The following is a 15,324-nucleotide window of genomic DNA, read 5'->3' as shown; positions in this document are numbered from 1 at the left end:
CGGTCGCGCCCTGGCGCAGCGATCGGACGCCCGCCGCCGAATTGGCCGTCTACGTGCTGTGGTCGGCGACCGTCCGCCCCGCCGGGTTCGTCACCCGGCCCGCCGTGCTCATGTCCAAGCACTGGATGGACAAGGTGTGGAGCTGGGACCACTGCTTCAACGCCATTGCCCTCGCCGAGGGGCTGCCCGACCTGGCTTGGGACCAGTTCCGCCTGCCCTTCGACCACCAGGACGCCGCCGGCGCGTTGCCTGACTCCGTCACCCACTCCGAGATCCTCTACAACTTCGTCAAGCCCCCCATCCACGGCTGGGCCCTGCGCCACCTCCCTCCAGCGCCCGGCACCTACCCGCTACTGGAACGCTGGACCGCCTTCTGGCTCGACGCCCGGCGCGCCCCCGGCCGGGAGCTGCCGCACTACCAGCACGGCAACGACAGCGGCTGGGACAACGCCACGACCTTCGACCCCGAGCGGGTGGTCGAGACCGCCGACCTGGCCGCTTTCCTCGTGCTGCAGCTGCGCGAGCTCGCCCGCCTCGCCACCGACCCGGACACGTCCGCCCGGTGGACCGAGCAGGCCGACCGGATGCGTGACGCCCTCCTCGCCGAGCTGTGGGACGGCGAACGGTTCGTCGCCCGCGGCGCGCTCTCGGGCCGTACCTGGACCAGCTCCAGCCTGCTCGACCTCATGCCGATCGTGCTGGGGGAGGAGCTGCCGCACCCCGTCCGGGCGGCGTTGGCCGCCCGGATTGAGAGGCACCTGACCGCGTTCGGCCTCGCGACTGAGCTGCCTGCCTCTGAGCACTACCAGGACGACGGGTACTGGCGCGGCCCCATCTGGGCGCCCTCGACCGTCCTGATCGAGGACGGTCTGCGCCGCGCCGGATACCCGGACCTGGCCGACGAGATCAGCGCCCGCTTCCGCGCGTTGTGCGAGAAGTCAGGATTCGCCGAGAACTTCGACGCACGCACGGGGGAGGGGCTCCGCGACCGCGCCTACACCTGGACAGCGAGCGCCTACCTCATCCTCGCCGCCGCTCACGAGCGGCGAATCGGAACCGGCGCGGTCATCGGCCCCAGAGCCGCCACGTCTGGTTGAGAGGACTGGCCTGGCCCGCCGGGTTGCAGGTCCATTGGTGGATGGGAGCCCGGGCCGCTGTCGAGATGGCGCTGACGTCGACGCACTTGCCGCTGTGGCGGGCTACGAGCTGGTAGTCCCGGGGGTCGTTGCCGGCGTAGGTGACCTTGCGCAGGGTGAACTGCTGGTTCTGGGCTCCGCCGCTACACGCCCACTGGCGTACCGGGGCGCCGTCGGCCGTGGAGGTCGCGCTCACGTCGAGGCACTTCCCGCTCTGCTGGTTGACCAGCGTGTAGGTGTCGGCCACGCCGGCGACCGGCCGGAGGTTCCACAGCTGCTGATCGCCGCCCTCACAGAAGAACTGCTGCTGCACGTTGCCATCGGCCGTGCTCAGGTTGGTGTTGTCCAGACACTGCTGGGAGTGCTGCGCGACAGCGACGGACTGGAACCCGCCGTCGGAGGGCGGCAGCAGGGTGATGGTGAACGTCTCGTCGGCGTCGGTGTGCGGCAGGTTCAGCGCGGCGCCGTTGCCGGACAGCGTCAGGACCGTGTTCTGAACGGTGATCGGCCCCTGGACCGCTCCGCCGCCGTTGTAGGGGATGCGCTGCACGATCGCGCGGACCTGGTTGTTCTGCACGATGTCACTGGTGGTGTCGAGCCGCCGGAGATTGACGGCGATGTTGCCGGTCGTACCGCCGCCGCCCACGAGGATCCTGGCCGTGCCGGTCGCCTTGGTGGCGAAGGCGTCGTACGACGAGCTCGGGGTCACTGAGACGGTCTGACCGGTCTGGGAGGCGTAGAAGCGGTAGACCCACCATTCGCCTCTGGGCAGGTGCTGGCCGGCACTGTTGCGGACGAGCAGGTTCGCCAGGTCGTTGTGCAGGTTGCCCGCGCTCGCCCAGTTCGCGCGCAGGCCATCGGCGCCCGCCCGCTCCAGCCGGGCGATGTACCACGCCCCGTCTCCCGGATTCTGCTCATTGGATGCCGCGTATTCGTTGATCTGGTACGGGCGCGTATGCGGGATGCCGCGCGCGTCGAGAGTGGTGTTGGCGGCAGCGACGTTGGCCACCGGGTCACCGGGGAGGGAGTGCCAGCTGACGATGTCGGGGACCACGTTGTTGGCGCGGACGAAGTCAAGGTAGGCGTTCCACCAGGCGTGCGCCGTGGAGGGGACACAGGCGCAGCTGGGACCGACGATCAGGTGGTTGGGGAAGGCGGCGCGGATGCGCTGGTAGCTGCGCCGCCACAGCTCGAAGTACTGGGACTGGGAGCGGTTCCAGAACAGGGAGAGGTTCGGCTCGTTCCAGATGTCCCACTGGACGGTGATCCCGGCGGCCCGCACGTCGTTGATCAGGCGGGTGAGGAAGGCGTCGTAGTCGGACCAGTCGCCGTTGTCGCCGGGAAAGCGTGAGATCGGGTACCCGTCCGCTCCCCACAGGTCGTGGGGGAGGATGATGAACTGGCCGCCGAGCGCGATCGTCCGGCGGGCCTGGGCCAGCGTCGAGTTCCATCTGCGCTCGTAGGCGCCCGACACCCAGCCGCCGGGAGAGCCGAGCTGGGCGCCGCCGGCGCGCATGTACCGGAACTTCACGTCGCGGAAGAAGTGGTCTGCCGGACCTGAGGCGTTCTCCGTCATGCCGTAGATCCACCCGGACGCGCGGTAGGTCGGGGCGCCGCCGGTCACGGCGAAGTCGACGCTGATGGATTCGTCAGCAGCGTGCGCCGGGACGGCCGGGAGGATGACGGCGATGAGCATCGCGACCAGGAGCCGGGTGGCGAATGTGAGCCGTCTCCTGAGCTGCTGTTGGGTGGTCGTCATCATGGGTGGCTCCTCCGGGAGTGGGGGGTTGGAGGCAGAAGGACCACGAATGTGCGACTCGTCCTGCTGAACGAGAGGCCGACTCACTGCTCGAATCGATGAACCGATTCGAACACATGGATTTGAAGCTCAACAGGGTCTTGAACCCGGATAGGGGGTCTTACGAGAGCTCTTGAACGAATCGATTCGATCGGATCGTAGATCTCTCGACAGAAACGTGTCAATGGCGTGTCAGCGGAATGACTTTCACGTTGCGCAGCGAGCTTGATCGGAAACGCCGGGTTGGAACCACCAAGGCCGACGGGTGCTGTGGGTCGTGGAAGATCTGCTGGTCGGCGGCGCGGGGTCGGCCGGTTCCGGAGTTGCGGTTGTAGCGGGGGAAGGCGCCGCTCGAGATCTGGACGCACGCGCCTACCTCGCCGAAATCGCCCAGTTGTCCCCCGCCACCCGCAAGGTCAGGCGCGCCGCCATCGACGCCGCGACCACGCACCGCGCTGAGGAACCTTCACGACCAAGAGCGACCTCTCGCGCTGCGATGAAGATCATTCAGCGGCACATCGCGTCGATGAGATCCGAGAAATGCGGGAACTCTGCTCGTGCGGCAGCCACGATCTGGGCGGGGGAGCGGCGGCGGCCGGGTGCGTGTCGCTCGGCGATCGTATGGAAGGCCTCGTTCGGCTGCGTGGGGGAGTCGGGGTCCGCGAAGGCCTCGGCGGGGCCCAGACCGGCGGCGAACAGCCAGAGGAGGCCGCCGAGATCGCGGGCGATCACACCGCGCTCACCCTCGGAACCGATATAGACGACGGGCTGGTCGGTGATCGCCGCATCGGGCCGTACCAGCCAGAAGCCGATGTAGTCACCCGATCCGGTCGTGCCGAAGAAGCGGAACTCGCTGCCGTCGACCTCTTGGTTGCCGGTCCACAGGCGGAACCACCACGCCGTCCGGTCGGGCTCCTCGAACTGACCGTATGGCTCGAAGTCACAGCCGCGGGCCTCGTCGGTCTCCTCGTCCCACTCCCACTCGAAGCCGACCTCGGCCACCTCGGCCAGGGCAGTGGGCAATGCGAGATCTCCAGGTATGTCCGCCACCCCGAAAGATTAAACGATCACTGGAAGCTGCTGCAGGAAACGTGGTGATTCGAGCGTGGGAGGTGCGAGCCGATGGTCAGCCCTCGATCTGGAGGCCCGGCCGGGCGTGCGCGGCGAAGAACCCCAGGACGGCATCCGCGATCTCGCCGGGCTTCTTCTCTGGCGCGAAGTGGTCGAGCGTACGGAATGTCGCGCCCTCGGAGCGGGGAATCGTCGCGGCCAACCGGGTGAGGGCGACGGCCTGCCGGCCGGTGGCACGCCCCTTGCCGCGCATGATCAGGGTGGCTGCGGCGATCTCGCGGTAGTCAGCCAGCCGGCCGTCGAGTCGCCCCACCTCGACGTGCTCGCTGATCGCCTGGGGCATGAGCGCGAGGTTCTGCCGCATCTCGGCATGGGGGATCGCGCGCCGCAGGATGATCCGGAGAAGGCGACGCGGAAGTCGTCCCGTCTGATCTGGGTTGGTCCCGCGGGCGAAGGTGATGAAGGCCTCGAAGTCCGCGCCCTCGGAGACTTCGTGGCGCGCTCGATCGATCCAGTCGACCGGAATCGACCCGCCGACCGACACGCCGGGCTCGTAGACGGCGACCGCGTCGAACGCCGGATTGCCGCACGCGGCTCGCAGGGCCACCAGTCCGCCGAAACTGTGCCCGAAGATCAGCCGCGCGCCGGTCTGCGCGCGCACCGCCTCGATGTCCTCGCACTCCCGCGCGATGCCGTACCGGTCGCCCTGCGGGCCGCTGCCGCCACGGCCGCGCCGCTGCACGATGTGCACAGTGTGCCGGGCCGCCAGGAGCCCGGCGAGGGCGGTGAGGTCGGAGGCCACCGCGAGCGCTCCGGGGACCACGATGACGTGGGGCCCGTGCCCCGCGCTGAGGTACTCGACGGGCGTGCCATCCGCCGACGTCACCATCCGAGTGGCCAGATCAGACATGGTGCTTCCTCTCTCGTCTCGCTCGTCGCCCGAGCGATGCTTACAATGTACGCAGCAGTGTCGGATCAAAGGCGGGCAGCGCATCGCAAGGTAGTGCGCTTCATGTGTCATCGCAGTACATGGGGTAGTGCGGTAGCCCGCTGCTGCGCCGACCGCACTAGTACACCTGGAGAGTCATGACGGATCGAGCGCTCTACCTGCGCATCGCCGACGAGATCGCCGACGACATCCGGAGCGGGCGACTGGCGGAAGGCCGGCCGGTGCCGTCCACCAGGCGGATCGTCCGGGACTGGGGTGTCGCGATGGCCACCGCCACCAAGGTGATCGGCGCCCTGCGCGCAGCGGGCCTGGTGGAGACGATCTCCGGCAGTGGAACCATCGTGCGACGGCGGGACGAGCAGGCCGCCGGGACGGCCCACCACGTGACTACCGGCAAACGGGCCCGGCGCACCGGGCTGACCCAGCGGGACATCGTCGAGGCCGCCGTGCGGATCGCCGACAACGATGGGCTGCCGCTCGTCACCATGCGGCGAGTGGCCGTCTCCCTGAACGTCTCCACGATGGCGCTCTACCGCCACGTCCCCAGCAGAAGTGACCTGACACTGCGGATGACCGACAGCGTGTTCGCCGGAACCAGGGTGCCGGAGATCCCGATCACAGCCTGGCGGCGACGTCTCGAGGCTGCCGCACATCTGTTCTGGACCGTCTTCAGCCGCCACCCGTGGGCCGCCGAGGTGTTCTCGCTGAGCCGCCCGCAACTCATACACAACGTGCTGCCGCTCGCCGAGTGGTCGCTCAGCACGCTACGAGCGATGGGTTTCGACGCGCACGACATGGTGTGCGCGCACATAAACCTGTTCGGGCACGTGCGCAGCATGGCGCTGGTCCGTCTCGCGGAGGCACAGGCGGAGGAGGACACCGGGGTGTCGGCGGACGACTGGATGCGCCTCCAGGGCGACGGCATGCGGCGGTGGTTGTCGTCGGCTGGACTCGGCTACGTCGCGCGGGAAAAGTTCGACTTCGACCTGGACACGGTCTTCGAGTACGGGTTGCAGCGCATGCTCGACGGCATCGACGCCCGCCGCCGCGCTCTCGGGCTGCCGGGCTGACGCGCGGCCGAGGTGTTGGCTACCGCCCCGGCTGCGAGATCGCCGGCGGCAGGGTGACGGCGTTGGTGCCAACCTCCCGTGCGCCCTGGCCGGGCCAACGTCATCCAAGTCCACGGCCTTGGCTGACATCGTCATCGACGGCCGTTACAGATACGTGAGCAGGCGGCCGGCTGCCGATGAGGGGAGTACCGGATCGGCGGATGAGAGGAATGCGGAGCACGAAGCATGCGCCACCGTCGGTCGAGTCCTCGACGTGCAGGGTGCCGTGGTGGGCTGCGGCGATGTCGCGGGCGATGGCCAGGCCCAGGCCGGCGCCTCCGCGGTCGCGGCTGCGGGCGGTGTCCAGGCGGGCGAAGCGCTGGAATATGCGTTCGCGGTCGGCCGGGGGGATACCTTGCCCGTCGTCGGCCACGGTCAGTTCCGCATGGTCGCCTGCGCGGCGCAGGTCCACCTCCAGCCTGTGTGTGGCGTGACGGCGGGCGTTGTCCAGCAGGTTGGCGAGCAATCGGGCTATCTGCCAGGAGGCGGCTTCCACCGTGACGGCGGCTTCGAGATTGAGCCGCACGTCATAGCTCTCGGTCCACCGAGCCGCCACTGTCTCGACCAGGGTCGTCAGATCCACTTCCTCCAGCCTTCTGCCGAGGTCGGCCTCGAGAGTGGCGAGCAGGAGCAGGTCATTGATGATGTTCTCCAGCCGGTTGAGGTCGTCCGTCACGTGGTTCAGCAGATCGGGCAGGTCGACGTCGTCCGGGTGCAGCCGTGCCTCCTCCACTTGCACGCGTAGCGCGGCGAGCGGCGTACGCAGCTCGTGTGAGGCATCGGCGGCGAACTGCCGTTGCCGATCCAGCAGTTGCTCCGCGAACAGGGCGGCGTAGTCGACGTTCTGTCTCATCAGGCTCTCTTTCCAGACGCGCCCAGCCGGGCTTATGGATCCATGGCTTCGTGCAGGCTCCGGCCCGTACTTCGACCGGCCGGAGCAGCCGAATCTTCGAGGGGAAGGCACAGGACGAATCTGGCGCCGCCGGTCTCGGACCCCCCGGCATGCAGGCTGCCGAGGTGCGCCTGGGCGATGTCGCGGGCGATCGCCAGGCCCAGGCCGGTGCCGGTGTGGTCGAGGCGGCGGGCGGCCTTCAGCCTGGTGAAGCGCTGGAAGATCCGTTCTCGCTCGGATTCCGCGACTCCTTCTCCGTCGTCGGTGACCGTCAGTTCGGCGTGGCCGCCGTTGCGGCTCACCCGTACCTCGACCAGGTGCCGGCCGTGCCGTTGGGCGTTGTCCAGCAGGTTCGTGAGCACCCGGCCGATCCGGATCGGGATGGCCTGGACGGTCACCCCGGACTCCAGCCGGAGTTTGACCGGGATGCGGTCGGTCCTGCGGGCGATCTCGTCACGAACCAGTTCGGCGAGATCGACACGCTGCGGCTTGATGGGTGGGCCGGCCTCCATCTCGGCGAGGACCCGTAGGTCGGTGATGATCGCATCCAGCCTGTCGATGTCTCTGAGCGCCCGGGCGAGCAGGTCGCAGAGGTTGGTCTCATCGGGATGCAGGCGGGCCTCCTCCAGTTCCGCGCGTAGCCCCGCGACCGCCGTACGCAGTTCGTGCGAGGCGTCGGAAGCGAATCGCCGCTTCTTGTGCAGTTCGCGCTTCAACTCGCGCATCTTGCCGGAGGGCGTTTGGATCGCTGACGCGGTCCGGCCGTCACCAGATGAGTGCGGAACCTCGCAGTCATACAGGGGCGTCGGGCGTGCCGTCACAGCACGTACTCCTTCCATTGCATTCACAGTCCGTGCGTCACCTGAAAACCGCTGTGGGGCAGGTACTGCACGCCGTTGACGTCGATGTTCGATGCCGCTGCCATCGCCTCGTGGTCTGGCTCGCCGAGCGTGCCGACCCGATCAGGCCAGGCTGCCGATTACCACGATCTTCGTGGCGGATCTTGTCGGTGGGACATCTGCTTCCGTTCGGCTACCAGTTAAGACAGGACAGCCTTGCGGTCTGTGACAGCTCTACGACGAGCGCATTCTCGGGCCGCGTTGTCACAGATCGAAATGCTGCCCTGTCTTTCAGACGAACCGGACATTGCGAAGCGACAGGAGCGAGACCTTGCCACCACCCGGCACCACCATCCGAATCCGAGTCCGGATGAGCGCTCGCCCCATCGACGAGCCGCACCGCGCTTCGAGCCAGCTCGAGCTGCTGTTCGATCTCACTTTCGTGGTCGCGGTCGCCAGTGTCACCGCTCAGCTCGCGCACAGCATCGCCGACGGTCATGGCCTGGCCGGGTTGCTGCCGTTCCTTCAGGTGTTCTTCTCGATCTGGTGGGCGTGGATGAACTTCACGTGGTTCGCCTCGTCGTACGACACCGACGATGTCGCCTACCGGCTGCTGACCATGGTGCAGATGGCCGGCGTGCTGACCCTCGCCGCAGGCGTGCCCGCCGCGGCCGGTCACTCCGACTACGGGATCATCACCCTGGGCTACGTCATCATGAGGATCGGGCTCGTCGCCCAATGGCTGCGGGCCGGTCTCGAAGACCCGGCCCGGCGGCGTACCGCCCTGCGCTATGCCGCCGGCATCAGCCTCCTGACGATGGGCTGGGTGCTTCGCTTCCTGCTCGCGGAAACGGGCGCCCTGCCCTCATTCTCCGGACTGCCGCTCATCGTGTGCCTGGATGTCCTGGAACTCGCGGTGCCACTGTGGGCGGAACGGCCCAGGGCCACCACCTGGCACCCGCACCACATCGCCGAGCGCTACGGCCTGTTCACGATCATTCTGCTCGGTGAGAGTGTCCTGGCCGCGAGCAGGGGAGTCGCAGGAGCGCTTGAAGCGGGCGAGATCAGGGTGCCCTTCGTCGTCATCGCCGGCTGCGGCCTCGTCCTGCTGTTCGCTCTTTGGTGGCTCTACTTCCTCGTACAAGCCGGGCAAGGGCTCAGTGACCGCCGTCATCGGTCGTACCTGTGGGGATACGGTCACTACGGCATCTTCGCGGCTCTGGCGGCCCTCGGCGCCGGGCTTGAAGTGGCGGTGGAGCAGAGCGGGCGCGAGGTGGAGGCGTCGTCGTTGGCACTCGGTTACGCGGTCGCCATCCCGGTCGGTGTGTTTCTCGCTCTGCTGTGGGCGGTGCACGCGCTTGTCGTCGCAGAGGCGGTCACCTATCCTGCGGCGGTCCTAGGCTGCGTCACCCTCATCTTGTTGCTGCCACTCGCGACGCCCTGGACCGGCATGGCCGCCGTGGTCGCGGCGATCACGGCCATCTGCGTTCTGCTGCTGGCCGTCACGATCATGACTGCAGCCGCTGGAGCGCGTCGTCAGGGCCCGCAGCCTTCCAACTCGGGCTAGACCACACCCACCAGTCTGAACAGCGCGACGCGACCCAGGGGCCTCGTACGGGGGCGATCGCGCACCGGCATGGACGCCACAAATCACACCGCTACCCGGTCTTGCTTCCGCAATGGCTTTCACTGATGCGCCAAAGGCGCACCATGCACTCGCCAGAGAACCGGATCGCCACGTCCGTCCTGGTCATCGGCACAGGAGGAGCGGGGCTGCGGGCCGCCATAGAGCTCGCCGAGCGCACGCCTTCGACCTGAAGTCCGCAGCGCTCGCCGCCCGCGCGACGGTCGAGACGGCACTTGAGCGTCGCGAGACCCGCGGCTGCCACAACCGTTCCGACTATCCAGATCTCGACCCCGCACTGCAGGTCAACCTGGTGTGGTCCGGCCCCGGATCGGTGGAGCGGGAGGCCATCCCACCGATTCCCGTCGAGATCGCGGCGCTCATGCGCGAGGTCTCAACCGCCGGAAAACTCGTCGAGTAGCCCAGCTCGGCGCCGCGCAGGCGGCTCCGTCCTGCTCGCGGGAGTCGGTCATGGACGTCACGCGTCCACCGGTTCCGGAGCAATCTCCTTCGATTCGGCATCGTCGCAGGTCAGTGGGTATGTCTAGACCGGACATCGAAAGAATTTCACGGCGACTGTCACAAGCCCGGAGGCTGCCCTGTCTTAGCTGGCGACCGGTTGGCACATGGGTGCCCCGGCGGACAGAAAGGATTTGCCATGAAGCTCGTCGTAATCGGCGGGACCGGCCTGATCGGGTCGAAGGTCATGGCGAAGCTGGGTGAGCACGGTCATGAGGCGGTGGCGGCGGCGCCGAGCACCGGTGTCAACACCCTCACCGGCGAGGGGCTGGCAGAGGTGCTGGCGGGCGCGTCGGTGGTGATCGACCTGTCGAACTCCCCCTCCTTCGAGGAGGTCGCCGTACGGGAGTTCTTCGAGACCTCCACCCGCAACCTGCTCGCCGCGGAGGCCGCGGCCGGCGTCGGCCACCACGTCGCGCTGTCGGTGGTGGGAACGGAGCGGCCGCCCGGCAACGCCTACTTCCGGGCGAAGATCGTGCAGGAGCAGCTGATCGAGAAGTCGTCGATCCCGTTCTCGATCGTGCACGCCACCCAGTTCTTCGAGTTCGTCCGGAGCATCGCTGACGAGGCCACGGACGGCAATACGGTGCGGATGGCGCCCGTGCTCTTCCAGCCCATGGCGGGCGATGACGTCGCGCAGGCGGTCGGCCGGGTCGCGGTGGGGACGCCGTTGAACGGCATGGTCGAGATCGGCGGACCCGAACAGTTCCGGATGGATGAGTTCTTCCGCGACGTGCTGGCCAGCTGGGGCGATCCGCGCGAGGTTGTCACCGACCCGCACGCGCACTACTTCGGAGCCGAGGTGCTCGAGCGGTCGCTGGTGCCGGATGACGGCGCCACCCTCGGCCAGATCCGCTACCGCGACTGGCCCGGCCGGCGCGCCCCGCGTCCGTCCTGAGCGCGGACGGGCTGTTTACACCGTGACGACAGGCGGACTGCGGGCGACGCAAGCGCCTGCTTTGACCGCGTTGGCGACGGCCGCCGAGTTCGATGATGTCGCCGGCTGGACCGCCGACGCCATCGAGCACCTTGGGAAGCGGCACGCCATACCGGCCACCTGTCGCGGCAGCGCGAGTCCGGCCGCACTGACCTGGCTGGCCGAGGCATGCGAGCCGTCGGCCGGCATGCCGGACATCCCACGTAAAGCCACGTATGGAGGAATGATGAGCGCTCCGAGCGGCGAGGACGACTTCCTGTATGAGCTCCAGATCGAGGTCGAGGCGGAAGTGACCCTGGTCGAGGCGAGCCATCCGGAGGCGGCCGCCGGCCTGCCGGTCACCGAATGGCTGTTCGATCCGACGGACGTCGAGCGAGAGGAAATCGGCCTGCGGGGTCTGCTCGACGCGGTCGAGGCGCTGGAGGACGGCTCCCGGCCCGACGATCACGGTGCGTGACATGTCCGAGGCATCACTCGTCCGGGCCCGACTGGCCGCAGTGGCAGGGATCGACACCCTCGAAAGCCTTCCCAGCCCGACGCCATTTCGGCCATGTGCGGGGTTGGACGGAGGTCGCCCGGCCGTGTGACGGATCGTCGGCCGGCGGTGAAGAGCCGTCGGCCGGCTGCGAATCGATGTGGATAAGTTGACGCCAACGCAGTGAAGGCGTGGGTAAAGATGCATGTGGAATCTCTGGAGCAGGCAAGCGCACTCGAACGGGCTGCTGCCGCCTTCGTCGAGCTGCGTCCGCGCCTGTTCGGCATCGTCTATCGGATGCTCGGGAGCGCGGCCGAAGCCGAGGACATCCTTCAGGAAGTCTGGTTGCGCTGGCAGAACTCCGACCGCGCAACCATCGAGAACCCCTCGGCCTTCCTGGCGTTGATCACCACCCGTCTGGCCATCAACGTCGCTCAGTCCGCCCGTTCGCGACGCGAAACCTACATCGGGCCCTGGCTCCCCGAACCCGTCGACACCAGCCTCGACCCCACACTGGGCGCCGAACGGGGCGAGGCGCTCGAACTCGCCTTCCTGCTGCTGCTCGAGAGGCTCACCCCCACCGAGCGGGCCGCCTATGTGCTGCGCGAGGCCTTCGTCTACCCCTATACGCAGATCGCGGACATCCTTCAGGTCACCCCCGTCAATGCCCGCCAACTCGTGAGCCGCGCCCGCAAACGTCTGACCGCCGCACGACGCGAGCCCATCGACAAGACCGAACATCGACGCCTCCTGGCGGTTTTCCTGGCCGCCGCTCAAACCGGAAACGTCGCCGCTCTCGAGGGCCTCTTCGCCGCGGACGTCGTCAGCTCCTCCGACGGCGGCGGCATCAGAGGGGCGGCGCGATTCCCCCTCCTGGGCAGCACCCGCGTGGCGAAGTTCCTCGCCGCGTACGCGCCACGGTTCTGGCCGGGTACCGAAATGACGTGGGTCGAAGCGAACGGGCGCGCCGGTGTGCTCGTCCCTCGCAACCGCACCGACGTCACCCTTCTCACCATCGAGGCCTCGCCGCAGGGCATCCACCACGTCATGTGGATCGTCAACCCGGCCAAACTCGGGGCGTTCGAGCGGTCACGCTCCCAGGGGGACGCCGGCACATCTGACAGGGGCTAGACGGTCGCCTCTGGTGATCGCCCCGGGGACGTCACAACAAGACCGGCTGTCCGGTCTTAACTGCCGACGCCGAAAGAACAGAGGACATCGTGCGGACGACCCCGTTGGCCGGTTGCCATGCCGGCACCTCCACAGCATGGAAGCAGGAGAAGCCGCGCCCCTTCTCCCAGCTGCGAGGGCGGCAGGATATGACCGAAGTGAGCGCCGGGACGCTGGCGGAGATGCTCGACGATGAAGAACGCGCCCGCATCGCGGTGCCGCGCGCCGGTCCGGCACGCCGGCCCGAGCCCGCCACTGGCCCGGCACACCAGCAGGCCAGGTCGAACCAGGCGATGATCGTCAGACACGACCGTGTCGCGCGCCGATTCGCCGCGGCCTGCGACATGGGGGGACACAGCGGCGCTGAAGGCGGTCCTGGCCGCCGATGCGATGGTCGTGAGCGATGGGGGCGGCAAACTGCGCGCCGCCGTACGCCCCACCTACGGCACGGACGCGGTCGCCCGGTTCGTCACGGCTTTGCTGACCGGCCAGCTCGGCACCGAGGTGGCCGTCGAGTCCGTGAACGGCCGGACGGGCCAGGTGCTGCGCCGGGCGGGCCAGGCCGTGGCGGTGGTCGGCGTGAGCGTCGCCAGAGCCGAGGTCACCGCCGTGTGGATCGCGCTGAACCCCGACAAGTTGCAGCGCTGGCACCGCCCATGACCAGCGTGCTCTCACCACAGGCGCCTCGCATGCCGTTGAAAGGTTTACCGGTGAACGACCCGACATTGTCCACGGAGCACGACTTCAGCGGCTCCGCGTTCAAACCGCTCTACGTCACGCGCGTCGCCGTGAGCGGCGGCAGCTCCGCCCACGGCCGGGCCACCGGCCGGGCCCGCTCCGCCGACGGCGCCCTCGACCTGGAGCTGCGGATGCCCGAGGAGCTGGGCGGCGACACCACCGGCCCCAACCCCGAACAGCTCTTCGCCGCCGGATACGCCGCCTGCTTCCACGGGGCCCTCAGCCTGCTGGCCCGCCGGCACCTCCTCGACCCCGGACCGATCACCGTGGAGGTCACCGTCGCCTTCGGCCGCGACCCCGCCGACGGCGGCTACCAGCTACGCGCCGACCTCGTCGTGACCTGGCCCGGAGTCGAACGTGACATGGCCACCCCGCTGCTCGCCCAGGCGACCGCGCTGTGCCCCTACGCCAAGATGACCCGCCAGGGAATCCCCGCCACCATCAACCTCGCCCCCGGTCCATGACTCCAGTAGACGCTGCGAACCTGTCCGGCGAACTGTCAGGCAGCCAGCTCAGCTCGCCGGCCGAAGGGCTGAGCCGTTCACTACCACCGGACACGGCAATGTTCTTGCCACAGGGGTGACCTGCAACGTCGACGTCGAGGCGGAGCCGGCCAAACTCGACACCAGCGGATGGCGCCCGTCGCGACCCGCGCAACTGCCCGAGTTGGGGCTGATGCCCTGAGCGGCCCTGTGCCGCGCCACGAGGAGGCATCGGCGGGGGGGACGGCCCGATCTGGGTGAGCAGGACGATGAGCCGGAGCATGCAGCAGGCGGCGCAATGGTCTCGGCGTCGAACACGACCGTGCGCCCGCTTCTGAAGAGGCCAGGACTGAGGGAGGCCAGGTCACCGATGATGCAGGCCGGCGATGAGACAGGTGCCGTCCCGGCCGGTGGCCCAAGCAGGGGTCAGGCCGGGGGAGAGGGCAGCAGGCGCGCGGCGGCCGCCCGCGCGGTGATCTCGCCCGCCGTGTAGTGCCAGATGATCCGGTACGCGTCCACGGTCTCCTCCGAGGTGAGGCCGGCATGGACGGCCGCGTCGATGATCTCCTCCGGGTACCACAGGGCGCGGGTGCGAGCTTGAGGCGCACCTCGACTACGAGGAGGAGCAGGTCGTGCCGCTTCTCAACGCGATGACCGACATGCCCGAAAACCTCTAGCGGCCTCGTGGCCGTCTTTCGGGGCCCTGCGGGGACCTTCCGTTATGGGCTGGCTCCTCCTTGTCCAGGTGTTGCGGGGCAGGGGTGCCGGCGTGCTGCGGTCCCGGCCATCGCCGCGAGGCGGCGGGCGAGCAAGGCGGCGGCCTCCCGCAGCTCCGGAGGCTCCAGAACCTCCGCCTCGAAGCCCAGCCGGGCCACGTGCATGGCGAGCCAGTCCAGGTTCTCCCCGCCGACGACGAGCACGCACCACCCGTCGCGATCGTCCTCGACGCGCCCCACCTGGGGCGGCACCAGCTCCCGCACCTGGTCGGGCCGGGCGTGCACCCGCACCCGGGCGAGATACCGGTACGGCGCCTCGGTCACGGACCGCTGCACGTAGGCGACCGGGTCCGGATGCTCCCTCGCCCGGAAGCGCCAGGTCGTCGCCACCACCTCGCGCATCCGGTCCAGCCGGAAGGTGCGCCAGTCGTCGCGTTCGACGTCCCAGGCCATCAGGTACCAGCGGCGGCCGGTGGCGACCATCCGCACCGGCTCGACCGTGCGCTCGCGCTCCCCGCCGTCGCGGCCTGCGTACCGGAACCGCACCCGTACGGCGTCGCGACAGGCCCGCGCGAGCGTCACCAGCAGCTCCGCGTCGATCTCGACCCCGGGGCCGACAAGGGTCTCGGTGGCGCCGTGGACCGCCCGAACCTCGGTGCGCAGCCGGGGCGGCATCACCTGGTCGAGCTTCGCGAGCGCCCGCAGTGCCGCCTCGCCCGCCCCGGCGACCGTGCCCCCCGACGCCAGCCGCAGGGACACCGCCGTCGCGATCGCCTCCTCGTCGTCGAGGAGCAGCGGCGGCAGCCGGGTGCCCGCGCCGAGCTGGTAGCCGACGCCGACGCCCGCCGACGCGAGCACGGGGAAGCCGA

General features: G+C 68.9%; 16 protein-coding genes. 10 read left to right on the top strand and 6 right to left on the bottom strand.

Features of this window, described 5'->3' with window-relative positions:
- Window positions 1–1,097: trehalase family glycosidase (locus AB0J09_RS35105; RefSeq protein ID WP_360700427.1), on the top strand; the 1,097-nt coding region annotated here is incomplete at its 5' end.
- On the opposite strand, the gene AB0J09_RS35100 is transcribed toward AB0J09_RS35105, so the two are convergent.
- From AB0J09_RS35100 to AB0J09_RS35090, 3 genes are all read right to left on the bottom strand, one after another.
- Window positions 1,066–2,898, bottom strand: coding sequence for an RICIN domain-containing protein (locus AB0J09_RS35100; protein WP_360700425.1), 1,833 nt, complete (start codon window positions 2,896–2,898; stop codon window positions 1,066–1,068). The two genes, AB0J09_RS35105 and AB0J09_RS35100, sit on opposite strands and share 32 nt — an antisense overlap.
- 543 nt (window positions 2,899–3,441) lie before the next feature.
- Window positions 3,442–3,957 carry an SMI1/KNR4 family protein gene (locus tag AB0J09_RS35095; protein ID WP_360700422.1) on the bottom strand — a complete coding sequence of 172 codons (516 nt, stop codon included), beginning with the start codon at window positions 3,955–3,957 and terminating at the stop codon, window positions 3,442–3,444.
- Window positions 3,958–4,060: 103 nt separating this feature from the next.
- Window positions 4,061–4,915 carry an alpha/beta hydrolase gene (locus tag AB0J09_RS35090; RefSeq protein WP_360700419.1) on the bottom strand — a complete coding sequence of 285 codons (855 nt, stop codon included), beginning with the start codon at window positions 4,913–4,915 and terminating at the stop codon, window positions 4,061–4,063.
- A 176-nt stretch (window positions 4,916–5,091) separates the two neighbouring features.
- Between AB0J09_RS35090 and AB0J09_RS35085 the strand changes: the two genes are divergently transcribed.
- Complete coding sequence (locus AB0J09_RS35085; RefSeq protein ID WP_360700417.1) at window positions 5,092–6,024, top strand: TetR/AcrR family transcriptional regulator C-terminal domain-containing protein; 933 nt, start codon at window positions 5,092–5,094, stop codon at window positions 6,022–6,024.
- A 100-nt stretch (window positions 6,025–6,124) separates the two neighbouring features.
- Here AB0J09_RS35085 and AB0J09_RS35080 read toward each other — a convergent pair whose 3' ends face one another.
- Entirely contained in the window at window positions 6,125–6,916 is a 792-nt protein-coding gene (locus AB0J09_RS35080) for a HAMP domain-containing sensor histidine kinase (RefSeq protein WP_360700415.1), read from the bottom strand.
- A gap of 32 nt (window positions 6,917–6,948) precedes the next feature.
- Window positions 6,949–7,680, bottom strand: coding sequence for a HAMP domain-containing sensor histidine kinase (locus AB0J09_RS35075; RefSeq protein ID WP_360700413.1), 732 nt, complete (start codon window positions 7,678–7,680; stop codon window positions 6,949–6,951).
- Window positions 7,681–8,164: 484 nt separating this feature from the next.
- Between AB0J09_RS35075 and AB0J09_RS35070 the strand changes: the two genes are divergently transcribed.
- The 8 genes from AB0J09_RS35070 to AB0J09_RS35035 all read left to right on the top strand — a co-directional run bounded on the left by AB0J09_RS35070 (window position 8,165) and on the right by AB0J09_RS35035 (window position 13,721).
- Entirely contained in the window at window positions 8,165–9,361 is a 1,197-nt protein-coding gene (locus AB0J09_RS35070; protein WP_360700409.1) for a low temperature requirement protein A, read from the top strand.
- Window positions 9,362–9,504: 143 nt separating this feature from the next.
- A complete protein-coding gene (locus tag AB0J09_RS35065) occupies window positions 9,505–9,612 on the top strand; it encodes an FAD-binding protein (protein ID WP_360700432.1) in 108 nt (35 codons plus the stop codon).
- Window positions 9,609–9,839: a hypothetical protein gene (locus AB0J09_RS35060; protein WP_360700429.1), complete on the top strand. Its 231-nt coding sequence runs from the start codon at window positions 9,609–9,611 to the stop codon at window positions 9,837–9,839. The genes AB0J09_RS35065 and AB0J09_RS35060 overlap by 4 nt, the downstream gene beginning before the upstream one ends.
- 237 nt (window positions 9,840–10,076) lie before the next feature.
- Window positions 10,077–10,835: an SDR family oxidoreductase gene (locus AB0J09_RS35055; protein WP_360700407.1), complete on the top strand. Its 759-nt coding sequence runs from the start codon at window positions 10,077–10,079 to the stop codon at window positions 10,833–10,835.
- Window positions 10,836–10,905: 70 nt separating this feature from the next.
- Window positions 10,906–11,331 (top strand): hypothetical protein, encoded by a 426-nt coding sequence (locus AB0J09_RS35050; RefSeq protein ID WP_360700404.1) that lies wholly within the window; start codon window positions 10,906–10,908, stop codon window positions 11,329–11,331.
- Between the two features lie 219 nt (window positions 11,332–11,550).
- Window positions 11,551–12,480: an RNA polymerase sigma-70 factor gene (locus AB0J09_RS35045; RefSeq protein WP_360700401.1), complete on the top strand. Its 930-nt coding sequence runs from the start codon at window positions 11,551–11,553 to the stop codon at window positions 12,478–12,480.
- Window positions 12,481–12,915: 435 nt separating this feature from the next.
- Window positions 12,916–13,179 (top strand): hypothetical protein, encoded by a 264-nt coding sequence (locus AB0J09_RS35040; RefSeq protein WP_360700398.1) that lies wholly within the window; start codon window positions 12,916–12,918, stop codon window positions 13,177–13,179.
- A 50-nt stretch (window positions 13,180–13,229) separates the two neighbouring features.
- The gene (locus tag AB0J09_RS35035) at window positions 13,230–13,721 is read left to right on the top strand and encodes an Ohr family peroxiredoxin (protein WP_360700395.1); all 492 of its coding nucleotides are present in this window, start codon (window positions 13,230–13,232) and stop codon (window positions 13,719–13,721) included.
- 737 nt (window positions 13,722–14,458) lie between these two features.
- Here AB0J09_RS35035 and AB0J09_RS35030 read toward each other — a convergent pair.
- Window positions 14,459–15,324 (bottom strand): WYL domain-containing protein (locus AB0J09_RS35030; RefSeq protein ID WP_360700392.1); only part of this gene is annotated, 866 nt, incomplete at its 5' end.

This window comes from Nonomuraea sp. NPDC049784 (assembly GCF_040659615.1).
Lineage (GTDB): Bacteria > Actinomycetota > Actinomycetes > Streptosporangiales > Streptosporangiaceae > Nonomuraea.
This window is presented reverse-complemented; position numbering and strand designations above follow the sequence as displayed.